At 65.2% G+C, this 21,892-nt stretch carries 23 protein-coding genes; 10 read left to right on the top strand and 13 right to left on the bottom strand.

The annotated features are described in order from the left end of the window. Nucleotides 1–54 precede the first annotated feature (54 nt). The 3 genes from gatB to gatC form a co-directional block, all read right to left on the bottom strand. Nucleotides 55–1,521 (bottom strand): Asp-tRNA(Asn)/Glu-tRNA(Gln) amidotransferase subunit GatB, encoded by a 1,467-nt coding sequence (gene gatB, locus GPT34_RS08185; RefSeq protein ID WP_291010911.1) that lies wholly within the window; start codon nt 1,519–1,521, stop codon nt 55–57. Nucleotides 1,522–1,664: 143 nt separating this feature from the next. Continuing rightward, on the bottom strand, nt 1,665–3,155 hold the full coding sequence (gene gatA / locus GPT34_RS08180; protein ID WP_291010909.1) for an Asp-tRNA(Asn)/Glu-tRNA(Gln) amidotransferase subunit GatA: 1,491 nt from the start codon (nt 3,153–3,155) through the stop codon (nt 1,665–1,667). Further along, nucleotides 3,152–3,451 carry an Asp-tRNA(Asn)/Glu-tRNA(Gln) amidotransferase subunit GatC gene (gatC, locus tag GPT34_RS08175; RefSeq protein WP_291010907.1) on the bottom strand — a complete coding sequence of 100 codons (300 nt, stop codon included), beginning with the start codon at nt 3,449–3,451 and terminating at the stop codon, nt 3,152–3,154. Before gatC ends, gatA begins: the two co-directional genes overlap by 4 nt. 267 nt (nt 3,452–3,718) lie before the next feature. Between gatC and GPT34_RS08170 the strand changes: the two genes are divergently transcribed. The 4 genes from GPT34_RS08170 to mrdA all read left to right on the top strand — a co-directional run bounded on the left by GPT34_RS08170 (nt 3,719) and on the right by mrdA (nt 8,349). After that, the gene (locus tag GPT34_RS08170) at nt 3,719–4,762 is read left to right on the top strand and encodes a rod shape-determining protein (RefSeq protein WP_291010905.1); all 1,044 of its coding nucleotides are present in this window, start codon (nt 3,719–3,721) and stop codon (nt 4,760–4,762) included. Nucleotides 4,763–4,816: 54 nt separating this feature from the next. Beyond that, nucleotides 4,817–5,761, top strand: coding sequence for a rod shape-determining protein MreC (gene mreC / locus GPT34_RS08165; RefSeq protein WP_291010903.1), 945 nt, complete (start codon nt 4,817–4,819; stop codon nt 5,759–5,761). Next, nucleotides 5,758–6,288, top strand: coding sequence for a rod shape-determining protein MreD (gene mreD / locus GPT34_RS08160; protein ID WP_291010901.1), 531 nt, complete (start codon nt 5,758–5,760; stop codon nt 6,286–6,288). The genes mreC and mreD overlap by 4 nt, the downstream gene beginning before the upstream one ends. 75 nt (nt 6,289–6,363) lie before the next feature. Beyond that, nucleotides 6,364–8,349 (top strand): penicillin-binding protein 2, encoded by a 1,986-nt coding sequence (gene mrdA, locus GPT34_RS08155; RefSeq protein ID WP_291010898.1) that lies wholly within the window; start codon nt 6,364–6,366, stop codon nt 8,347–8,349. A gap of 133 nt (nt 8,350–8,482) precedes the next feature. Here mrdA and GPT34_RS08150 read toward each other — a convergent pair whose 3' ends face one another. Further along, nucleotides 8,483–9,238, bottom strand: coding sequence for a TSUP family transporter (locus GPT34_RS08150; protein ID WP_291010896.1), 756 nt, complete (start codon nt 9,236–9,238; stop codon nt 8,483–8,485). Nucleotides 9,239–9,549: 311 nt separating this feature from the next. On the opposite strand from GPT34_RS08150, the gene GPT34_RS08145 reads away from it, so the two are divergent. Next, nucleotides 9,550–9,876 (top strand): hypothetical protein, encoded by a 327-nt coding sequence (locus GPT34_RS08145; RefSeq protein WP_291010894.1) that lies wholly within the window; start codon nt 9,550–9,552, stop codon nt 9,874–9,876. 33 nt (nt 9,877–9,909) lie between these two features. Here GPT34_RS08145 and GPT34_RS08140 read toward each other — a convergent pair whose 3' ends face one another. The 3 genes from GPT34_RS08140 to GPT34_RS08130 form a co-directional block, all read right to left on the bottom strand. Further along, nucleotides 9,910–11,568: a GMC family oxidoreductase N-terminal domain-containing protein gene (locus GPT34_RS08140; RefSeq protein ID WP_291010892.1), complete on the bottom strand. Its 1,659-nt coding sequence runs from the start codon at nt 11,566–11,568 to the stop codon at nt 9,910–9,912. 8 nt (nt 11,569–11,576) lie between these two features. Continuing rightward, nucleotides 11,577–11,861, bottom strand: coding sequence for a DUF2007 domain-containing protein (locus tag GPT34_RS08135; protein WP_291010889.1), 285 nt, complete (start codon nt 11,859–11,861; stop codon nt 11,577–11,579). A gap of 121 nt (nt 11,862–11,982) precedes the next feature. After that, nucleotides 11,983–13,494, bottom strand: a complete 1,512-nt coding sequence (locus tag GPT34_RS08130) for a CoA-acylating methylmalonate-semialdehyde dehydrogenase (protein WP_291010887.1) — start codon at nt 13,492–13,494, stop codon at nt 11,983–11,985. A gap of 89 nt (nt 13,495–13,583) precedes the next feature. On the opposite strand from GPT34_RS08130, the gene GPT34_RS08125 reads away from it, so the two are divergent. Beyond that, on the top strand, nt 13,584–14,525 hold the full coding sequence (locus tag GPT34_RS08125; protein ID WP_291010885.1) for a LysR family transcriptional regulator: 942 nt from the start codon (nt 13,584–13,586) through the stop codon (nt 14,523–14,525). A gap of 70 nt (nt 14,526–14,595) precedes the next feature. After that, complete coding sequence (locus tag GPT34_RS08120; RefSeq protein WP_291010883.1) at nt 14,596–15,126, top strand: low molecular weight protein-tyrosine-phosphatase; 531 nt, start codon at nt 14,596–14,598, stop codon at nt 15,124–15,126. A 19-nt stretch (nt 15,127–15,145) separates the two neighbouring features. Here the strand turns inward: GPT34_RS08120 and GPT34_RS08115 are convergent, their stop codons facing one another. Next, complete coding sequence (locus GPT34_RS08115) at nt 15,146–15,991, bottom strand: hypothetical protein (protein ID WP_291010881.1); 846 nt, start codon at nt 15,989–15,991, stop codon at nt 15,146–15,148. A 240-nt stretch (nt 15,992–16,231) separates the two neighbouring features. Between GPT34_RS08115 and GPT34_RS08110 the strand changes: the two genes are divergently transcribed. After that, complete coding sequence (locus GPT34_RS08110; protein WP_291010879.1) at nt 16,232–16,726, top strand: heme-binding protein; 495 nt, start codon at nt 16,232–16,234, stop codon at nt 16,724–16,726. A gap of 85 nt (nt 16,727–16,811) precedes the next feature. On the opposite strand, the gene GPT34_RS08105 is transcribed toward GPT34_RS08110, so the two are convergent. From GPT34_RS08105 to GPT34_RS08085, 5 genes are all read right to left on the bottom strand, one after another. Then, complete coding sequence (locus tag GPT34_RS08105) at nt 16,812–17,333, bottom strand: phasin family protein (RefSeq protein WP_291010877.1); 522 nt, start codon at nt 17,331–17,333, stop codon at nt 16,812–16,814. Between the two features lie 263 nt (nt 17,334–17,596). Continuing rightward, nucleotides 17,597–17,944 carry a hypothetical protein gene (locus GPT34_RS08100; protein WP_291010875.1) on the bottom strand — a complete coding sequence of 116 codons (348 nt, stop codon included), beginning with the start codon at nt 17,942–17,944 and terminating at the stop codon, nt 17,597–17,599. A gap of 188 nt (nt 17,945–18,132) precedes the next feature. Then, on the bottom strand, nt 18,133–18,756 hold the full coding sequence (locus GPT34_RS08095; RefSeq protein ID WP_291010873.1) for a phosphoribosyltransferase family protein: 624 nt from the start codon (nt 18,754–18,756) through the stop codon (nt 18,133–18,135). Nucleotides 18,757–18,859: 103 nt separating this feature from the next. Beyond that, nucleotides 18,860–19,741: a heme-dependent oxidative N-demethylase subunit alpha family protein gene (locus GPT34_RS08090; protein WP_291010872.1), complete on the bottom strand. Its 882-nt coding sequence runs from the start codon at nt 19,739–19,741 to the stop codon at nt 18,860–18,862. Nucleotides 19,742–19,746: 5 nt separating this feature from the next. Then, nucleotides 19,747–20,634 carry a LysR family transcriptional regulator gene (locus GPT34_RS08085; protein ID WP_291010870.1) on the bottom strand — a complete coding sequence of 296 codons (888 nt, stop codon included), beginning with the start codon at nt 20,632–20,634 and terminating at the stop codon, nt 19,747–19,749. Nucleotides 20,635–20,752: 118 nt separating this feature from the next. Between GPT34_RS08085 and GPT34_RS08080 the strand changes: the two genes are divergently transcribed. Together GPT34_RS08080 and GPT34_RS08075 are read left to right on the top strand one after the other, a co-directional pair. Continuing rightward, nucleotides 20,753–21,115: an HPF/RaiA family ribosome-associated protein gene (locus tag GPT34_RS08080; protein WP_291010868.1), complete on the top strand. Its 363-nt coding sequence runs from the start codon at nt 20,753–20,755 to the stop codon at nt 21,113–21,115. Nucleotides 21,116–21,147: 32 nt separating this feature from the next. Next, nucleotides 21,148–21,852 carry a Bax inhibitor-1/YccA family protein gene (locus GPT34_RS08075; protein ID WP_291010866.1) on the top strand — a complete coding sequence of 235 codons (705 nt, stop codon included), beginning with the start codon at nt 21,148–21,150 and terminating at the stop codon, nt 21,850–21,852. The last annotated feature ends 40 nt before the right edge of the window (nt 21,853–21,892 follow it).

Below are 21,892 nucleotides of genomic sequence, written 5' to 3'. Positions count from 1 at the left end.
TCGGCCATCACCTCGCGCTGAGTTTGCCCTGCGGCGCCTCAGTGCCGCGCGTGTTCACTGCAGCTTCTGCTTCAGCACGTCGTTGACCTGCTGCGGGTTGGCCTTGCCTTTGCTGGCTTTCATCACCAAGCCCACCAAGGCGTTGAAGGCCTTGTCCTTGCCGGCGCGGAACTGCTCGACCATGGGGGAGTTGGCGGTCATGACCTCGTCGACGATGGCTTCGAGCGCGCAGCTGTCGTTCATCTGCTTGAGGCCTTTGGCTTCAATGATCGAATCGACCTGCGAACTTTCATCGCTCCACAGCACATCCATCACTTGCTTGGCCGCATTGTTAGACACCGTGCCATCCGCAATGCGTGCAATCAGCGTCGCCAGCTGTGACGCGCTCACGGGTGAATCGGCGATGTCTTTTTCTTCGGCATTCAGCCGCCGCGAGACTTCACCCATGATCCAGTTGCTGACCAGCTTGGCCTGGCCACTCGTTTTCGCGGCGGTCTCAAAGTAAGCCGCCATCGCCGGGCTTTGCGTCAGCGTGGCGGCGTCGTACTCGGGCAAGCCGTAGTCGCTCACCAGGCGCTGGGCCATCTGGCGTGGCAGCTCGGGCATGTCGGCGCGAACCTGCTCCACCCATTCGCGCGACACCACCAGCGGCGGCAGATCGGGGTCGGGGAAGTAGCGGTAGTCGGCCGCGTCTTCCTTACTGCGCATGGCACGGGTTTCACCGGAGTCGGGGTTGAACAGCACTGTGGCCTGCTGGATGGCGTGGCCATCTTCGATCTGTTCGATCTGCCAGCGGATCTCGTAGTCGATCGCCTGCTGCATGAACTTGAAGGAGTTCAGGTTCTTGATCTCGCGGCGGGTGCCGAGCGGCGCGCCGGGCTTGCGCACCGAGACGTTGGCGTCGCAGCGGAAGCTGCCTTCTTGCATGTTGCCGTCGCAGATGCCGATCCAGGTCACGATCTTGTGCAGCTCCTTGGCGTAGGCCACGGCCTCGGCGGTCGAGCGCATGTCGGGCTCGGTCACGATCTCCAGCAGCGGCGTGCCGGCACGGTTGAGGTCGATGCCGCTCATGCCGTGGAATTCTTCGTGCAGCGATTTGCCTGCGTCTTCCTCAAGGTGGGCGCGCACCAGGCGCACCGTTTTCTTCTCGTCACCCAGCAGGAACGACACCTCGCCACCCTGCACCACTGGGATCTCGAACTGGCTGATCTGATAGCCCTTGGGCAGGTCGGGGTAGAAATAGTTCTTGCGCGCGAACACGCTTTGCTCGGCGATGTGCGAGCCGAGCGCCAGGCCGAGGCGGATGGCGTGCGCCACCGCTTCGCGGTTCATCACCGGCAACGTGCCCGGCAGGGCCAGGTCCACCGCGCAGGCCTGGGTGTTGGGCTCTGCACCAAAGGCGATCGGCGCGCGGCTGAAGATCTTGGACTTCGTGGCGAGCTGGGCATGGGTCTCGAACCCGATCACCACTTCGTAACCGTGCACGAGCAACGATGCTTCTTTTTTGACTTGTTGGTTCATCTCAGAAAACCTCTTTCAATCCGCAAGGTTTGTGCGTGGTGTGTCATCGTCAAGCGTCACCGCGGAACTGGCTTTGCCAGGCCGCTGGTGACGTCCCCTTGAGGGGGTGACGCCGAAGGCAAAGCGGGGGTGGTGCATCCCTTTCAGAAGCCCTCCGGCCTCTTCAGATGCCAGTCGGTGGCCTGCTGGAAAGCATGCGCGGTCCGCAGCAATTCGCCTTCCTTGAAGTAATTGCCCACGAGCTGCAGGCCCACCGGCATGCGGCCCGCGCCGAATCCGGCCGGCACGCTCATGCCGGGCAGGCCGGCAAGTGAAGTCGACAGCGTATAGACGTCGGCCAGGTAATTGGCCAGCGGGTCTTCGCTCTTTTCACCAATCTTCCACGCCACGGTGGGCGCCACCGGGCCGGCGATCACATCGCATTGCGTGAAAGCCTGCTGGAAGTCCTGCGCGATCAGGCGGCGAATCTGCTGCGCCTTGAGGTAGTAGGCGTCGTAGTAGCCGTGTGAGAGCACATAAGTGCCGATCATGATTCGGCGCTGCACCTCGGGGCCAAAGCCCTCGCTGCGCGTCTTCTGGTACATGTCGGCCAGATCGTCGTACTGAGCAGCGCGGTGACCAAACTTCACGCCATCGAAACGGCTGAGGTTGCTCGAAGCTTCGGCCGGCGCAATGATGTAATAAACCGGAATGGACAGCTCGGTGCGCGGCAGCGAGATGTCGACCAGCGTGGCGCCGAGCTTTTCATACTCGGCCAGCGCCGCGCGCACGGCGGCGAGCACGTCGGGTGCACAACCCGCACCAAAAAACTCGGCGGGCAAACCGATGCGCAAGCCTTTGAGCGGCTGTGTCGCGCTGGCGCCTTCGCGCGGCTGGCTCAGCGCAAGCGAATAGTCCTCGGCCGAGTGGTCGAGGCTGGTGGAGTCGCGGTCGATGTCGGGCCCTGCCATGGCGCTCAAGAGCAGCGCGCAGTCGGCGGCACTGCGGGCCATCGGTCCAGCTTGGTCGAGGCTGGAGGCAAAGGCCACCATGCCGTAGCGTGAGCAGCGCCCGTAGGTGGGCTTGATACCGGTGATGCCAGTGAAGCTCGCTGGCTGGCGGATCGAGCCGCCGGTGTCAGTGCCCGTGGCCGCGGGCACTAGGCGCGCGGCCACCGCTGCGGCGCTGCCGCCCGACGAGCCGCCGGGCACGCGCTGTTTATCCCAGGGGTTGTGGGCCGGCGCGTAGGCGGAGTTGTCGTTGCCCGAGCCCATGGCGAATTCGTCGCAATTGAGCTTGCCCAGGGTGACGGCACCAGCGTCAGCCAGCCGCTGCACCACGGTGGCGTTGAACGGGCTCTGGTAGCCCAGCAGCATCCTGGAGCCAGCGGTGGTGGGGAAATCGGTGGTGACAAAAATGTCTTTATGCGCCAGCGGCACGCCCAGCAGAGGGCCTCGCTCTCCGGCCGCGATCCGCGCATCGGCTGCTCGCGCCTGGGCTAGGGTGGCTTCTTCGTTGAAAGCCAGGTAGGCGCCAAGGCTGGCGTGCTGCTGAGCGCGGGTCAGCAGGTGGTGCGCGGCTTCCACGGCGGAAGTCTGCTTGGCGGCAATCGCTGCGGCCAGGTCGGCCACGCCGAGTTGGTGAATGTCGCTCATTCGATCACCCGGGGCACGAGGAACAGGCCGCGCTCGACCGCAGGCGCGCTCTTCTGGTTCGCTTCGCGGTTGTTCGGTTCGCTGGCCACATCGGGACGCAGCCGCAGGCTCACGTGGTCGATCACGGCCGTGGGGTGGGCCAGGGGCTCGACGCCGGTGGTATCGACCGCATTCATCTGCTCAACAATGTCGAAAAAGCCGTTTAGCTGGCCCAGCATGCGTTCGCTGTGCGGGCCGTCGAGTTCCAGGCGCGCCAGCTTGGCGATGCGCCCGATATCGGTAAGGGTCAGGGACATGACGGGGTTGAAAAAGGACAAAAGACGCCGGCCTGGGGTGTGGAAAACACCCCTGAAACGGGTTGTAACTTGGCGGCTGACCCCCTCGGAACGCAGCAGTTGTGCACAGGGGATACGTTATTATCCAAGGTTTGGTGGTAAATGCTGGCGTCATGCGCTTTTTGCCATGGAATCAAACACTTAGAACCGACTGCCGGCCTGCTTGCCGGCCCACACTCGGGCGATGGGCGCAAACAGCTGCGCGCGTGCCCCACAGGACTTTTGCACATGTTTGAAGCGTTCCGTCGGCAATTCTCGACCGACCTGGCCATCGACCTTGGCACGGCCAACACCCTGATCTACGTGCGCGGCAAGGGCATCGTGCTTGACGAGCCTTCGGTGGTGTCGATCCGCCACGAAGGCGGCCCGCAGGGTAAGAAGACCATCCAGGCCGTGGGCCATGAAGCCAAGGCCATGCTGGGCAAGGTGCCGGGCAACATCGAGGCGATCCGCCCGATGAAGGACGGCGTGATCGCCGACTTCACCGTCACCGAGCAGATGCTCAAGCAGTTCATCAAGATGGTGCACCCGCGCTCGATGTTTAAGCCGAGCCCGCGCATCATCATCTGCGTGCCCTGCGGCTCGACCCAGGTCGAGCGCCGGGCAATCCGCGAATCGGCACTGGGCGCTGGCGCTTCCGAGGTCTACCTGATCGAAGAACCGATGGCCGCGGCCATTGGTGCCGGCCTGCCGGTTTCCGACGCGTCGGGATCGATGGTAGTCGACATTGGCGGCGGCACCACCGAGGTGGGCGTGATTTCGCTCGGTGGCATGGTCTACAAGGGCAGCGTGCGCGTGGGCGGTGACCGCTTTGACGACGCCATCATTGCCTACATCCGCCGCAACTACGGCATGCTGATCGGGGAACCCACTGCCGAATCCATCAAGAAGCACATCGGCTCCGCCTTCCCGGGCAGTGAAGTCAAGGAAATGGAAGTCAAGGGCCGCAACCTCTCCGAAGGCGTGCCGCGCAGCTTCACAATTTCCAGCAACGAGATCCTGGAAGCGCTGACCGACCCGCTCAACAACATCGTCTCGGCGGTCAAGATGGCGCTGGAGCACACGCCGCCCGAGCTGGGCGCCGACATTGCCGAGCGCGGCATGATGCTCACCGGGGGCGGCGCCCTGTTGCGCGATCTGGACCGTCTGCTGGCCGAAGAGACCGGCCTGCCGGTACTGGTGGCGGAAGAGCCGCTGACCTGCGTGGTGCGCGGCTGCGGCATGGCCCTGGAGCGCATGGAGCGCCTGGGCACCATCTTCACCAGCGAATAAGCGCCGCGGGCCCTCACAGGCCCGCTCCCGAACAGCGCACACGCCCACCCCGACATGCCACTGGGCACCCTCGACCGGACACCCCCGCCCTTCTTCAAGCAGGGTCCGTCGGCCCTGTCGAAGCTGGTGGTGTTCAGCGCCCTGGCGCTGTTCCTGATGGTGGCCGATGTGCGATTCAAAGTCACCGTGCCGATTCGCGCAGCCATCGCGACCGTGCTGTATCCGGCGCAGTGGCTGATCCTGCAGCCAGTGAACGCCGCCGGCGAGGTCGGCAACTACTTCCAGTCGCTGCGCACCGCCCAGACCAGCGAGGCCGAAGCCTTGCGGCGCCTGGCGGTGCAGGCCGGACGCAGCCTGCAGGTGGAACAGCTCGACTTGGAGAACCGGCGCTTGCGCGAGCTGCTAGCCATGCGAGAGCGCATCACCACGCCCGCCACCGGTGCCCAGGTGCTTTATGACTCGGCCGACCCGTATTCGCGCAAAGTGGTGATCGACCGCGGCCAGACACACGGCATCGTGCCCGGCTCGCCGGTGATCGACGAGAGCGGCGTGCTGGGCCAGGTGACGCGGGTCTACCCGCTGGTGTCCGAGATCACGCTGCTGATCGACCGCGATCAGGCAATTCCGGTGCTCAATGCGCGCACCGGCGTGCGCGGCGTGGCCTATGGCCAACCCTCGGCAAGTGGAGACGGCCTGGAGCTGCGCTACACCCTGGCCAACGCCGACATCAACCAGGGCGACCTGCTGACCACCAGCGGCGTGGATGGCGTGTACCCGCCGGGTTTGCCGGTGGCCCAGGTGCGCGAAATCGAGCGCCGCGCTGAATCGTCGTTCAACCGCATCGGCTGCGAGCCCTTGGCTCGCATGCAGGGCGCGCTGCACGTGCTGGTGCTGGCGCCCGTGGGGCCGATGCTGCCGCCCTCACCGCTTCCCGCAAGCCCGACACGTAGCGCGCGCGCAGGCACCGAGACAGCGGCCAGCCCGAGAAGCGCACCATGATCATGCGCCCTGGTCAGCAGCTGCTGCTGCCTGCCAACCCGGTCTTCATCTGGTTCACCCTGATGGCGGCACTGGTCCTCAACATGACCATGAACATGGGCCTGTGGGGCCGCTCGGCCTGGGTGCCCGATCTACTGGCGTTGGTGCTGGTGTTCTGGGGCGTGCACCAGCCGCTGCGCATCGGCGTGGGCGTGGCGTTTTTCTTTGGTCTCATGATGGACCTCCACCAGGGCGCCCTGCTTGGCCAGCACGCGATGGCGTACACCATGCTGGGCTTTTTTGCGATCTCCATGCACCGACGCCTGCTCTGGTTTCCAGTGCCGACTCAAGCGGTGCAGGTTTTCCCGCTGCTGCTGGCCATGCACCTGCTGCAGCTAGCGGTGCGCATGATCGCTGGCGGCACACTGCCGGGATGGTCTTACTTGCTCGCGCCGGTGATTGAGGCCATGCTGTGGCCGGTGGTCAGCGTACTGCTGCTCGCCCCGCAACGCCGTGCACCCAATCCGGATGACAACCGACCACTCTAGACGCTCCCCCCCGCGCCGGCTGCGCCGTCGCCCCCTGGGGGGTGACGGCGCAGCCGGCATGGCGGAGGCTATATCATGACCGAGATCCGCAACGTCGAAGCCGAGCTGAGCCATTTCCGCACCCGGGTGCTGGTGGCGGGGCTGCTGGTGTTCTTTGCGTTTGGGCTGGTGGCCGCGCGCATGATGTACCTGCAGGTGGTGCGCCACGAAGATCTGCTGGCCCAAGCGGAGAGCAACCGCACGGCGGTGTTGCCGGTGGTGCCCAACCGAGGTCAGATCCTGGATCGAAATGGTCGGGTGCTCGCCACCAACTTCTCCGCCTACACGCTGGAGATCACGCCGTCCAAGGTGGAGGACCTGGATGCCACCATTGACGAACTGGCCCAGGTGGTGGACATCCACCCGCGCGACAAGCGGCGCTTTCGCAAGCTGCTCGACGAATCGCGCAGTTTCGACTCGCTGCCCATCCGCACCCGGCTAACCGACGACGAGGTGGCGCGGTTTGCGGCACAGCGCTACCGCTTCACCGGAGTCGACGTGCGTGCGCGCCTGATCCGCCACTACCCCAATGGTGACATTGCCAGCCACGTGGTGGGCTACATCGGCCGCATCAACCAGCGCGAGAAGGAAGCCATCGAAGACTGGCCCGAAGAAGAACAGGCCAATTACCGCGGTACCGACTACATCGGCAAGCTCGGCGCGGAGCAGCACTATGAGCGCGAACTGCACGGCATCACGGGCTTCGAGCAGGTCGAAACCTCGGCCGGTGGCCGTGCTGTGCGCTCGCTGGCCAACACGCCGGCCACGCCCGGCAACACGGTGGTGCTGGCGATCGACATCCAGCTGCAGAAACTCATCGAGGACATGTTTGGCCAGCGCCGAGGGGCTCTGGTGGCGATCGATCCACGCAGTGGCGAGGTGCTGGCCTTTGTGAGCAAGCCCACCTTCGACCCGAACCTGTTCGTGGAAGGCATCGACGTGGAGAACTGGAAAGCGCTCAACGAATCGCTAGACAAACCGCTGCTCAACCGCGCGCTGCGCGGCACTTATCCGCCAGGCTCGACCTACAAGCCTTTCATGGCGCTGGCCGCGCTGGAGACCGGTACACGCACTGCCAACACCGTGATCAACGACCCGGGCTTCTGGATGTTCGGCAACCACCGATTCCGCAGCCATGGCGATGGCGGTCTGGGGTCGGTGGACATGGCGCGCAGCATCATCAAGTCGAGCAACGTCTACTACTACTCGCTGGCCAACGAGATGGGGGTAGACGCCATGCACGACTTCATGGCGCCGCTGGGCTTCGGGCAAATCACCGGCATCGACCTGCGGGGGGAGCTGCGCGGCGTGCTGCCCAATCAGGAATGGAAACGCAACACCTACAAACGCCCCGAGCAGCAGAAGTGGTATGCCGGTGAAACCATTTCGCTAGGCATTGGTCAGGGCTACAACACCTTCACCATGCTGCAGGTGGCCCACGCCATGGCCACGCTGGCCAACGGTGGCAACAAATACACGCCCCACCTCACCCTAGCGACCGAAAACGTGGTGACTCGCGAGCGCACGCTGCAGATCGACCAAACCCCGGTGAGCCTGGGCTACAAGCCGGAGAATGTCAAAACCATTTTGCAAGCGATGCACGGCGTCACCACCGAGGGCACCTCAGCGCGCGTTTTTGCGGGAGCAGGCTACCTCAGCGGCGGCAAAACCGGCACCGCCCAGGCGGTGACCATCGGCCAGAAAGACAAATACGACGCCCGTAAGCTCGAAGAGCACCAGCGCGACCATTCGCTGTACGTGGCCTTCGCGCCGCTGGACCAGCCGCGGGTGGCGCTGGCGGTGGTGGTGGAAAATGCCGGCTTCGGCTCCGCCCACGCCGCGCCCATCGCCCGCCGCGTGTTCGACTACCTGCTGATGGACCAGTACCCCAACGCACAAGACCTGGCCGCGGTGCAAAAAGGCGAAGCGGCAGCGCCTATCGGGACACCGCTCAAAGCCAGCGAGATGCCGTGGCCACCGGAAGAAACGGCGATCCCCGCCGCGCTGCGCGCAGCACCCTAGGCAGGTTCCGAGGTGCCGTTGGAAAACCTTCCCTCCGGCGCTCAGGATATTGACTCAGGATGCGGTGGGACCGGCTTTGCCAGACCAGTCGCATCGCCCTCTTGGGGAGGTGACGGCGCAGCCGGCGCGGAGGTCAAATCCAAGCGTCATAGCCCGTCTTAAAAATCAGCGCGCCCACCACCAAGATGAAGGCCCCGCGCACAAAGCCGCTGCCGTACTTGAGCGCCAGCCGCGTGCCGATCAGGCTGCCCACCACGTTGGCCACCGCCATGGCCAGCGCCAGGTGCCACCAAACGTGGCCCTTGGCGGCGAAGAGCAACAGGGCCGCGAGGTTGGAGGTGGTGTTGAGCAGCTTGGCGCTGGCGCTGGCGTGCAGGAAGTCGTAACCCAGCCAGCGCACAAACAGAAAGACAAAAAAGCTCCCGGTACCTGGGCCGAAAAAGCCATCGTAAAACCCGATCGTGACGCCCAGGGTGGCCGCTGCCATCGCTTCCTGGCGGCCTGCGAAGCGCGGCGCGTGGTGGCGGCCCAGCTCCTTGCGTGCCACCGTGTAAATAAGCACACCCAGCAGGATGAGTGGCAGCAGCCGGCGCAGGAAATCGGGCGAGATCTGCGTCACCGTCCAGGCGCCGAGCATGGAGCCGGCAAAACACACGATGGCCGCAGGCCACAGGGCGCGCCAGGGCATCTGCACTCGGCGGGCGTATTGCACCGTGGCCGCTGCCGTGCCCCAGATCGACGCGCTCTTGTTGACACCGAACAACGTGGCCGGGTGCGCGTTGGGAAACACCGCAAACAGGGCGGGCACCAGGATGAGGCCACCACCACCAACGATGGAATCCACTAAGCCGGCAAAAAACGACGCGGTGGAGACCAGCAGCAATTCCATGCAATGGATTGTCGCTGCGCAAAAGGCCCGCGACCGGCGCGCCTGTCGCCCGCGAGCGGTACCGCCCAAAACAAAACCGACCCTTGTGGGGTCGGCTGTGGTGTGGTGCATCTCTTGGGACGCGGCGGCTGGGGTGGCGCCTGGACGGGTTTGTCTCCTCGGTCCTCCCGCGGTCGTCAGCGCAGGGCGCTGTTGCGAGTGCATTCACTTTAGCGGCTCGCACCAGTTGTGTGCATCGGGACTTTCCCTTGCCGCCCATGCATGGCACGGTCCCTGCTCAACGAAGGCCATCGTTGGGTTCTGGAGAAAACATGTCTAAAAACGAGGCGTTTGCGGCTGCCGCGCACCTGCACGTGCTGTTGCGCCGAAAAACCGGGCGCGTGACCGACACGGAGTGGATGGTGAGCAATGCCGACTATGCGCGCGCCATCGTGCGTTTCGCACGAGAAAAGGCGAGCAGCGAAGGCATGGTCGAACTGCTGCCCCTGGCCGATCGGCTGGAGTCGCTGTTGGCGCCACCGATCGCGGTACCGCCGCGCAATGAGTCCAGAACGCCGCCCTCAGCAGGCAGCGCAGATGGCGCAATGAGATCCCACACGACCGACATCAGCGCCCGCTACGTCGGCCGCTTGCGCTGAGAGCGTCCTGCGGCACCGGGCGCTTGCGCCGGGTCACTGGCCTATCACGATCCAGCGCGCCGCCTTCTCCGCGATCATCAGCGTAGGGCTGTTGGTGTTGCCGCTGGTGATCGTGGGCATGACACCGGCGTCCACCACGCGCAGGCCCGCCACGCCACGCACCCGCAGGTGGCTGTCAACCACGGCCAACGGGTCGTCTGTACGGCCCATGCGGGTGGTGCCCACCGGGTGAAAAATGGTGCTGGCGATGTCGCCGGCCAGGCGGGCGAGCTCCTCGTCGGTCTGGAATTGCGCGCCAGGCTTGAATTCTTCGGGCCGGTACTTTGACAGCGCCGGCTGGGCCAGGATGCGGCGCGTCACGCGCAGGCTGTCGGCGGCCACCTGCCGGTCTTCTGGTGTACTCAGGTACAAGGGCGCAATGGCGGGCGCATCTTCGAAACGGGGGCTCTGAATCCGTACATGGCCCCGGCTGGTCGGGTTGAGGTTGCACACACTGGCGGTGAAGGCTGGGAAGCTGTGCAGCGGCTCGCCGAAGGCGTCGAGGCTGAGCGGCTGCACGTGGTATTCGATGTTCGGATACGGCTGGTCCGGGCTGCTGCGAGTGAATGCGCCGAGCTGGCTGGGCGCCATGCTCATGGGGCCGGTGCGTTTGAGGGCGTACTCCAGCCCGATCATGGCCTTGCCCCAGAGCGAGTTTGCCAGTGTGTTGAGCGTTTTGGCACCGGTCACTTTAAACACGGTTCGGATCTGCAAATGGTCTTGCAGGTTTTCGCCCACGCCCGGCAGCTCGTGCTGAACTTCGATGCCGTGTTTGCGTAGCAGGCTCGCTGGGCCGATGCCCGAGAGCTGCAGGATCTGCGGTGAATTCACGCTGCCGGCGCTCAGCACAAGCTCGCGCGCGCAACACACGGCGACGTTTTGCCCACCACGCACCAACTCTGCTCCGGTGCAGCGCAATGCACCCGCGCCATCGCGCGCCAGTGTCAGCCGCTGCACACGGGTTTGTGTCCACACCGTCAGGTTGGGCCGCTGCGCAATCGGGCGCAGAAACGCCTTGCTCGCGTTCCAGCGCCAGCCGGCTTTCTGGTTCACCTCGAAATAGCCCACGCCTTCGTTGTCGCCGGTGTTGAAGTCGCTGCTGGCCGGCAGGCCGGCTTCTTGGGCGGCAAGCGCAAAGGCATCGAGCACGTCCCAACGCAAGCGCTGTTTTTCGATGCGCCATTCGCCGGTGCTGCCGCGCTGGCCATTGCCATGCAGCGCGGCGAAAGCGGGATCGGCCTGGGCATCCAGCCGATGGTGGTCTTCATGGGCTTTGAAATCGGGCAGGCACTGGACCCAGGTCCAGGCATCGTCACCGCTGAGCTGGGCCCAGCCGTCGTAGTCACGTGCTTGGCCGCGCATGTAAATCATGCCGTTGATGCTGGAGCAGCCGCCCAGCCCGAGACCCCGCGGGTAGCGCAGCCGCCGCCCATTGAGTCCGGCGTCGGGTTCAGTCTGGTACAGCCAGTCGGTGCGCGGGTTGCCGATGCAATACAGGTAACCCACGGGGATGTGAATCCAGTGGTAATCGTCCTTGCGGCCGGCCTCAATCAGCAGCACGCGGTGGCTGGGGTTGGCGCTGAGCCGGTTGGCCAGCAGGCAGCCGGCGGTGCCGGCGCCGACCACGATGAAGTCAAAAGTAAGGTCGTTCATGGCGGGGGTCATTCAAGCACCTCGTCTTCGCTCAGCCCATAGTCACCGCGCTCGAATGCTGCCAGCACTTGCTTGCCTTGGTCGATGCGCTGCTCGGGCACCTGCACCCGCACCGGAATCGCCGGCGCGAGCAGCCCATGGGCCTGCACCAGGTGCGCATCAGCCACCGCCGCCGGCACACCCGCGGCCTGCAACATGCCTCTGAGCATGTAGGCCTCGGTGGGGCTGAACACGGTGATCAAGGTTATCCAGTCGCCAAGGTCTGGGTCGTAAGCACTGTTCCCATCTTCCATTCATCAACCTTGCTGGAGGATCGAAGTGGCCCCGTTCAGGGCAACGGTGGAACTCGCTTTGCCGGGCCACTCGCTGCGTCCCCGCTCCGGGGGGACGCGCCGAAGGCGCGCAAGGGGGATCTCACTTCGCCGTGGGCATGACGAACTCGGCCCCTTTAGCGATCGACTCAGGCCAGCGTTGCATGATCGATTTCTGCTTGGTGTAGAAACGCACACCCTCTTCGCCATACGCGTGCATGTCGCCAAACAGGCTCTTCTTCCAGCCACCAAAACCCTGCCAAGCCATGGGCACGGGAATCGGCACGTTGATGCCCACCATGCCCACCTGGATGCGTCGCGCAAACTCGCGCGCCACGTTGCCGTCGCGGGTGAAGCAGCTGGTGCCGTTGCCGAACTCGTGGTCGTTGATGAGCTGCACCGCCTCGCCAAAGTCTTTGGCGCGCACGCAGCTCAGCACAGGGCCAAAGATTTCTTCCTTGTAGATCTTCATGTCGGCCGTCACGTGGTCGAATAGCGTGCCGCCCAGCCAGAAGCCGGCCTCACATCCCGCACCGGCGGCCTTGCCCTGGAAGCTCCGGCCATCGACCAGCAGCTTCGCGCCTTCCTTCTCCCCGGCTTCAATGTAGCCAGTGATGCGCTCGTGAGCCACACGGGTCACGATGGGGCCCATCTCGGCGTCGAGCTCCAGACCGTTCTTGATCTTGAGCGCCTCGGCCCGTTTCTTCAGCAGCGGCATGATCTTGTCGCCCACGTCGCCCACCAGCACCGCCACCGAGATCGCCATGCAGCGCTCGCCGGCCGAGCCATAGGCCGCGCCGATCAGCGCATCCACCGCCTGGTCCAGATCGGCGTCGGGCATCACGACCATGTGGTTCTTGGCGCCGCCCAGCGCCTGCACGCGCTTGCCGTGGTGGGCACCGGTCTCGTAGATGTAGTTGGCAATCGGCGTGGAGCCGACAAAGCTGATGGCCTTCACATCGGGGTGCACCAGCAACGCGTCCACCGCCTCCTTGTCGCCCTGCACCACATTGAAAACGCCGTCGGGCAGACCGGCCTGCTTGAGCAGTTCGCCCATGAGCAGCGCCGGAGAGGGGTCGATCGGGCTGGGCTTGAGGACAAAGCTGTTGCCCGCGGCGATCGCCACCGGGAACATCCACATCGGGACCATGACGGGAAAGTTGAACGGCGTGATGCCGGCCACTACGCCCAGCGGCTGGCGGATGGTCCAGTTGTCCATGCCAGTGGAGACCTGGTCGGTGAAATCGCCCTTGAGCAGCTGCGGGATGCCGCAGGCAAATTCGATGATGTCGATGCCGCGTGCCACCTCGCCTTGCGCGTCGGTGAACACCTTGCCGTGCTCCAGCGTGATCAGGCGGGCGAGTTCGTCCTTGTGCTGGTTCACGAGCTCAAGGAACTTGAACATGACCCGCGCGCGGCGGATCGGCGGCGTGTCGGCCCAGGCCGGGAACGCCGCCTGCGCAGCGGCTACCGCCGCGTCCACATCGGCGGCATTGGCCAGCGCCACGCGGGCACTGACCGCTCCGCTGGCGGGATTGAACACATCCTGGGTACGCGAGGCGCTGCCGGCGGCGGCCTGACCGTTGATGAAGTGATGAATATTTGAAACGCTCATGACAAATCTCCGTGTATCTGACCAGTGTGCGCAAAAATCCGGCAGAAAGCCAATGAAAAGACCCAAATCGTCGTATAAGCTGAACAAATATGAAGCCCGGCGCCCGTTCCATCCTGCCCACCCGCATTGATCCGCAGACCCTGCGCGCCTTTGCGTCGGTCGCGCGGGAAGGCAGCGTGTCGCGGGCTGCCGCCCGGCTGCACCTGAGCCAGCCCGCAGTCAGCCTGCAGCTTAAGACCCTGACCGAGGCCACCGGGCTGCCACTCTTCACCCGCACGCCGCAGGGCATGGCGCTCACCGCCGATGGCGCGGCCCTGCTGCCATTGGCCGACAAGGCGCTCAGTGCCCTGGCCGACTTCGGCCAGGCCGCCGCCGGCCTGCACACCACGGTCCGAGGCACGCTGCGCATCGGCACCATCCTCGACCCGGAGTTCATCCGCCTCGGCGCTTTTCTCAAACAACTGGTCGAGACCAGTCCACAAGTGGGCACAGAGCTGCGCCAGGGCATGAGTGGCAACGTGTTGGCACAGATCGACAGCGGGGACCTTGATGTGGGCTTTTTCCTAGATCTGCCGCAAGACCCGGTAGACGCCGCGCCTGGCGCCACGCACCGCCTGCGCCCACTCACCCGTTTCACCTACCGCGTGCTCGCCCCGGCGGGCTGGGGTCCGCAAGTGCGAGGCAAGGACTGGAGAGCGCTGGCCGCGCTGCCCTGGCTGGCCACCCCTGCGGCGAGCGCGCACCACCGCCTGCAGCGGCGGCTGTTCGGACCAGGCTCGCTCACTGGGGTCGAGCCTCGGCGGGTGGCGCTGGTCGACCAGGAAGCGTCCATGCTCGACCTGGTGCGCAGCGGCGTAGGCCTGTCCCTGGTGCGCGACTCGATCGCCATCCGAGAAGCGCAGGCTCGCGGCCTTGTGATCGCCGACCAGGTGGCCCTGGAGTGCGACCTCAGCTTCGTCTGCCTGGCGGCGCGCGCCGACGAGCCAGTGGTTGCGCAGGCTTGGGACGCCCTGGATGCGGTGTGGGGCTGATGCGCCGAGGGAGCAGCACGCCGCCCTGGCAGAAACCCGGTGCGCCGCCCCGTCTGCTCGTTTGGGCAGAATGAGCTGCTTGGAACCCCACCGAAAGGCCTCCGTGTCCGCAAGCGCCCCCTACCGCGTGCTCTTTGTTTGCATGGGCAACATCTGTCGCAGCCCGACCGCGCAGGGCGTGTTCGAAGCGCAGGTGCGTGCGGCAGGACTGAGTGAGCGAGTGCAGGTGGATTCGGCTGGCACCCACGGTTTTCATGTCGGCAAACCGCCCGACTCGCGCAGCCAAGCCCACGCGCTGCAGCGCGGCTACGACCTCTCGGCTCAGCGCTCACGCCAGCTGACCGCGCAAGACTTTGCCGACTTCGACCTGGTGCTCGCGATGGACTGGGACAACCTCGCGCTGGCCCAACAGCTGTGCCCGGCGCCGCACCAGCGCAAGCTGCGGCGCCTCGCCGAATTCTTCCAGCAGCACGACAGCCCCGTGGTGCCAGATCCCTACCAGGGCGGCGCCAGCGGATTCGACGAGGTGCTGGATCTGGTGGAAGACGGCTGCGCGGGTCTTTTGCTACACGTGCAGCAGCGGCTAAGCCGCCCTGGCTGAGGCGGTGCGCGCAGACCGCTCACCAGGCATCGGGGAAGTCGTAGTTCGGGTCCAGCACGCGCGCGGCCATGGTGGGCAGCATGTGCGCCAGAAACACTTCACCGACCCAGCGCCGCAACGCCGAGGTGTCGGAGGCGTTCAGGATGAGGCTGCTGAAGCGGGTGATGCCAGCGTCCGCGTTCAGGCCCTCGGGGACAAACGCAGCAGCCGGCGGGCCATCGGCGCGCACGGATGTCTCCAGCTGCCAGGCGCTCAGGAACCGCTCGAAGCTGCCCACCGTACCCTGGCGCCAGACCTCGGCCACATAGACTGCCCAGCCGTCGTCGGACTCGGTGAGAAAGCCCCAGGGAAATTCATGGATGGTTTCGGGTGCTGCGTCGAACACGCCTATCTCCCGCACGTCCTGGCGCGCTGCGTACTCCGCGTACAGCGGACCCGGGCCGCTGGGGGAGCCGGCGACAAAGCGTCGGATATCGTCTGCATCGGCCTGGAACAGCGGTGCGGGCTCTCGCCAGGCGGGTTTCGCCCGGTTGAGCAGCCGGGCGGTGGCGTCCGCACTCTTTTGCGCGTGGATGCACCAGTCCATGAAGGTCTGGCGACCTTCGGGCGTGGACACCTGCAACAGCAGCTTGTCGAACGCGGCGTCTTCCTGCAGGTAACCGTCCTCCCGCAAACGCAGAATCAGGTCGAGCATGGCACTGCGCGCAGTGTGCTCGATGCTGTAGGCCAGGTCGCCGCCTTCGAAGTCGGCCATGGCGCGTTCAATCCAGGCCACGGACTCTTCACTTGAGAGTCCCTGCGGTGCGCGCGGCAGGTCGCCAAAAAGGGCGCGCAAGGTGCGCACAGTGTCCAGATCGCTCGCCATGGAGTTGGTTGTCAGCAGCTAGTGTTGGGAAGGGCTGCGCCGACGGCGCAGGGGCAAGGTTTTTGAGCATAGTGGGGAATGCCCTGCCTGGGGGGCTTTCGCTGGGTCCACAGCCGCGCCGCGCGTGAGCAAGTTGGCAGGACTTGACCTGCGTCAGAGTGCGATTGGATACCGCGACTAGCATAAATATGGACGGCCTTCGGTTAAAAGGTCGCCATTTTCAACCCCAAGGAGACCCCCATGCGCCAAGCTTTGTTCACCCTCGCCCTGGCCGCCGCCCTGCCCGTGCTGGCCCAGACCCAGGCACCCACCTTCCAGATCAAGACCCTCACGCCCGAAACGGCGCTGGTGGCCGCCCAGGCCGCGCTGGCGAGCTGCCGCGCGCAAGGCTTTCAGGTCGGGGTGGCGGTGGTCGACCGGTCGGGCCTGACCCAGGTCTTTCTGCGCGACCGGTTTGCCGGCGCCCACACCTTGCAGGTCGCGACCGACAAAGCCTGGACAGCGGCGAGCTTTCGAACCTCCACGCTGGACCTGGCCAATGAAACCCAGGCCGGCAAGCCCATGAGCGGCATCCGCAACACGCCGCGCATGCTGGCCATTGGCGGTGGTGTGGTGATCGAGGGCGGTGGCTCCATCTATGGCGCCATTGGCGTCTCGGGTGCACCTGGTGGCGAGGCCGACGACGCCTGCGCCAAGGCAGGCATCAAGGCCATCGCCGACAAGATCGAGTTCTGATCGACGCGGGCGGCCGCCAGTCGAAAAAAAGGCGCCCGAAGGCGCCTTTTTTGATCGCGTCAGCCGCAAGGGCTGTTGCGGGGGATCAGACCTTGGCGGCCTTCTTGGCAGCGGCTGCGAAGTTGGCTTGGGCCGACTCCGTGGCTTTCTTGATTGTGGCCTGGGCCGACTCGATTGCTTTCTGGCTGTTGTTCACGGCGTTCTGGAAAGCGGCAACAGCGGCCTCGGAGCCAGCCGGAGCATTCTTGACCATCTGGTCCATGGATGCGCCAAAAGCCTTCTGGGCTTCGGCCAGGTTGGCCTCAACCTGCTGCGTGAAGCCAGCGCTGCCTTCGGTGGCAATGCTCTGCACGTGCTGGAAGTAAGCCACCGACTTTTCAGCCATGGGCTGGAAGAAGCTGGTTTGCAGCGTCATGAATTCCTGGGGGGTCTTGACCGACATCACGGCCTTGGCGTGGCCAAAGGACTCGCCCATCGCGGCCTTGGTGGCCGCCATGTTGAGCTCGACCAGTTTTTCCATGCCAGCGTAAGCTTGGCCCAGGGCGCCTTCAAAGGCTTCCATGTTGGCTTTGTTGGTGGCGACGATTTGTTCAGCGGGGTTTTTCATTTCGGTTTCCTTTTGGAATCTGTAAAGAGGTGGGGACAGAGGAGCTGCCCGGTCAACATGCATCAGGGTGATGATCTATGTTGCAGTGCAGCATGACCCGAATTTTACGGAGAATTGGCGCCTTGGCAAGTGTTTTTGTTGCAGCGCAACAAATCTAGGGAGCTGCACCCAGAGCCCATGAACCGGACCATCCCTTGCCCACAAGAAAAAGGCCGGCGGGAGCCTTGACGCATCCGGCTAGCTTGAGAGGTGGTGCCGTATCATCAGCCGGCGGCACAGGCCCCGCTGGCAGCAGACTCCATGGTGCGGCCGCTCAGCGGGAGGCGCACGGGCACGGTGGTGGCCTTGGTGAACGTTTCGGTCTTGGTGCCGGTACGCAGCTTGCCACCTTCGGCGACCAACTCGTTGGCGTGCGAGGCGATCACGGCCGTTGGCTTGACTAGCTCATTGACGACATACGCCGCCTCCTGCGGGCCGGTGGTGAAGGTGCCACCGATGTTGAGCAACACCAGGCCGGCCTTGTACATGCGGCGCACCACCAAGTCCTGTTCGGCGGTCACGCCAGTGTCACCTGACAGATAAACCACCAGGCCGTTGCTAAAGGTCAGCACGTAGCCGCCGGGCGGGCCGTGTAGGCGGTCAATGAGACGTTACCTGAGTGAGGCTTGAGGAAATTGCGACTATCCAGTTTAACAAGCGACTAATTCGTATTCAGGTTCGCCTGATACGCCTATCCTACTCGGACTGGGGTTTTCCACAGTGGCGCCCGTTGGTCCCTTGCCGGAAGGGCCCGCCTCGCTCAGGGAGCTTGCAACAGCCCCATGACCTCGTCGTCTTCCACCTGCGGGAAACGCCGGTAGTACTGGCCGACCGCCTGGAAGTCCTCCGGCGCCAGCAAGCACACCACCTCGTCGGCCAAGGGCCGGACCCTGTCCAGTGCATCGCGCGACGCCACCGGCACAGCGCAGATCAGCCTCGTCGGATGTCGCTCGCGCAGGCTGTGCAAGGCGGCAATCATGGTCGCACCCGTGGCCAGCCCATCGTCCACAACGATCACGGTGCGCCCTGTCGGGTCCAAAGGCGGCCGCACAGGCGAATAGCGCGCCCGCCGGGTTCGGATGGCTTCCAGCTGGCGGCGCTTCTCTGCCGCGATATAGGCCGCATCAGCACCCAGCAGCGCAGCGTGAGGCGCCAAGTAGGTCCAGCCACTTTCGTCCACCGAGCCGATCGCCACCTCGTCCGACCGCGGCGCGCCCAGCTTGCGCACCAGCACCACGTCCAGGTCGCCGCCAAGCGAGTCCGCCAACACCTTGCCCATGGGCACAGCGCCGCGCGGGATCGCGAGGATGAGCGGCTGTTTTCCGCGCAAACCCGCCAGCTGATCGGCAAGCTGAAGAGCAGCATCTTCGCGGTCATTGAACATGGCAGCAGATCTCCTGAAGTCCGCTGGCCTCGCAGATAGGGTGGCGCTTGCGGCATCCAAAGGCCACTGTAGGCTGGTCCCTCGGTGTGTTTCCTGACGCGGATCAATCCGCCGCAAGACGCCCGCTCAAAGGCGATAGCTCAGACTGCAGCCGCTCAAGTACCGCGGCCATGCCTCGGTACGCCACCACAGCAGGGCTCATGCTGGCCAGTGCGCTGTGCAGTTCGGCGCAACGCGAGGGGTGGTGGTCCAAGACCTTGGTCAGCGGCGCCACCACCACCCGGATCAGGAACACCGCGCGCTGTAGCTGGGGCAGCGGCAGCGTCGTCTGGCGCTCCACACGGAAAAACACCTGATCGATCAGGCGACAGCCACTTGTGTCGGCCTGCCGCAGCGCGTCGTCCCAGCGCAAACGGCGGGTCTGAGGGTGTTGCGCCAGGTCTGCGCTGGGTGTGAGCAGCCACACATGCCGCAGCATGGGCGTCTGGCGCAAGGCCAGATCGACGATGCCGCGCGAGCCGGCCTGCAGCAGTGCGTTGTCGGCCACTGGCGCGTGGATCGCGCTGAAGTCCAGGCCCAGCTTTTCAGCCGGCGACCAGTTGGATGGAAAACACACCGAGAGAAAGCGGGTGCGCAGATCGGGGCCGGCCTCTCCCGGTTCGTCATGCAGGATGACGAAGTCTTCCTGCATGTCCAGCGCCAGCGCATCGGCATCGGGCGACAGCCGCACGCCGGTTTGTGCCGCATAAGCGTCGGCAATCGCGGCGAGAACTGCCGGATCGGCTGCGCCGACTTGAGCGATGGCCCGTTGATCCCGCAGCGCTGCCCGCTTGTGGGCCGCGTAGACCGGCGCCAGTGCATCGCGCAGAAACAGCAGTGGGGCCGTTGCCGCATCCAGCCGGGCCAGGCCTGGTCGCATGCGAAACGGGCTGAGCACCGGCCACGGCATCTCTGCCGCGGGTGTGCAGATGTCAGAGGTGGCCATGCGGGTCAAGCCGGCGCGGTTTTCAGCAGACTTTGCACCAGCGGGTGCTGCACCTTGCGCGCCGTGCCGATGGCGTAGTAGTGCTCCTGCACTCCCTCACACGGCGCGACCCAGCGCAGGCCATAACCTTGCGAGAGCTTTTCGCGCATGCGCTCCGAAGCGGGAAACACCCCCATGCCCGAGGAGCCGAAGGTGGCGAGCAGCGCGCTGTCTTCGAATTCGCCCACCAGGTTGGGCAACACGCCATGCTGCTCAAACCACTGGTCAATCGACAGCCGCACCGAGGCCTGCGCACTCGGCAGCAGCACTGGCACGCGCGCCAGGCTGTGCGGAAAATCGAGCCGGACCTCGGCCAGCAGCGCCTTGGGCGCGTACCAGCCCAGAGGCGACGAGCCCAGCGCGTGGCTGTACAGCTTGAGGTTGGGGTTGGCGGGCGCCGGGCGGTCGGACAGCACCACGTCGAGCCGGTGCAGGGCCAGGTCGGCGAGCAGGTCTTCAAAGTCGTCTTCGTGGCACACCAGCCGAAGCCGCGGCTCGGCCAGCGCTGGCGCCAGCAGGTCGCGCACCGCCAGCTTGGCCAGACCATCGGAAATACCCACCACCAGGCGCACGCCGGTCTGGCTGGTGGCGTCGCGCACAGCGGTGTGCAGATGTTCACCCAGGTGGAAGATCTGCTCGGCCACCTGCAGGGCCGCCTGCCCGGCTTCGGTCAGCGCAAGGCCGCGGCCCGCCGGCTTGAACAGCGCATGGCCCAGCGACTGCTCGAGCAGGCGCACCTGCGCGCTCACCGTCTGCACCGCCATGCCCAGACGGGCGGCGGCGTGCGACATGCCGCCCTCTTTCGCAGTGACCCAGAAGTAATACAGGTGCTTGTAGTTGAGTTCCTGGTTCATATTCCACTTTTACGGGATGAAGGTTCTTTGATTATCTGCTTTCACGGGATTCTTGAGAGGCCTATCGTTGCATTTACCCGCCCGGTGCCGCCCCCGTTGTCTCACAAGGAGTTACCCCATGCAAATCCTGATCGAATCCCCCCGCGGGCCGCAAGCCTCTGCCGAGATCGCCCAGTGGCGCGCTGTCGCTGAGCGCCGGTTGCGCTTCGTGATGCGCCGCCTGCGCAGCGAATTGCTGCAGGCGCAGGTGCGGCTGGAAGACGTGAACGGCCCACGCGGCGGAGTCGACCAACGATGCCAGGTCCACCTGACCACCGACGGCCTGGGCACGGTGGTGGTGCACGCCACTCGCCGCCACGCCACGCAGGCGCTGGACGCGGCCCTCAAGCGAGCCGCGCACGCCCTGGTCCGGCTGTGGCAGAAGCAACGCCGGCCCGCTCGCCAGCCGCTGCGAGCGTTCACGGCCACCCCGACCCTCTGATCTTTTCTGTCACCCCTTCTTCGGAGCCCACCATGAACGACAACCCCCGCGTCATCGCCCTGCCCCGCGACCAGCGCCTGCCCGGCAACGGTGGCGACTCTCTGGCCACCGAACGCCCGGAAGTCACGCGCGTCCTGCGCAACACCTACGCCCTGCTCTCGCTCACGCTGCTGTTCAGCGCCGGCGTGGCGGCCGCCGGTGTGGCCTTCCAGTGGCCCGCACCCGGGCTGGTGCTCACGCTGGTCGGCTTCTTTGGTCTGTTGTTCGCGGTGCACAAGCTGCAGAACAGCGGCTGGGCGCTGCCCGCGGTGTTTGCACTGACCGGCTTCATGGGCTACACCCTGGGCCCGATGCTCAGCCATACCCTGGCCCTGCCGGGCGGCGCGCAAACCATCGTGACCGCATTGGGGGCCACTGGTGCGACCTTCGTGTCGCTGTCTGCCTATGTGCTGACCACGCGCCGCGACTTCAGCTTCATGGGTGGCTTCCTGTTTGCAGGGATCGTGGTCGCGCTGATGCTGATGCTGGCCGCGTTCTTCTTCCAGATGCCTGCGCTGGCGCTGGCCGTCTCGGGGCTGGTGGCGCTGCTGTCGGTGGGCCTGATCCTGTTCGAGACCAGCCGCATCGTCAGCGGCGGCGAGACCAACTACGTGCTGGCTACCGTGGGCCTGTACGTCTCGGTGTTCAACCTGTTCACCAGCCTGCTGAGCTTGCTCGGCATGGGTGGCGACGAGTAACAGCCAGTCCCACCACGACCCCGATACCACCCCACTCCCA

It is taken from the genome of Hydrogenophaga sp., from assembly GCF_011390835.1.
In the GTDB taxonomy this organism is placed as follows: domain Bacteria; phylum Pseudomonadota; class Gammaproteobacteria; order Burkholderiales; family Burkholderiaceae_C; genus Hydrogenophaga.
The sequence above is the reverse complement of the archived record's forward strand: the minus strand, read 5'-3'. Positions and strand labels throughout refer to the sequence as shown.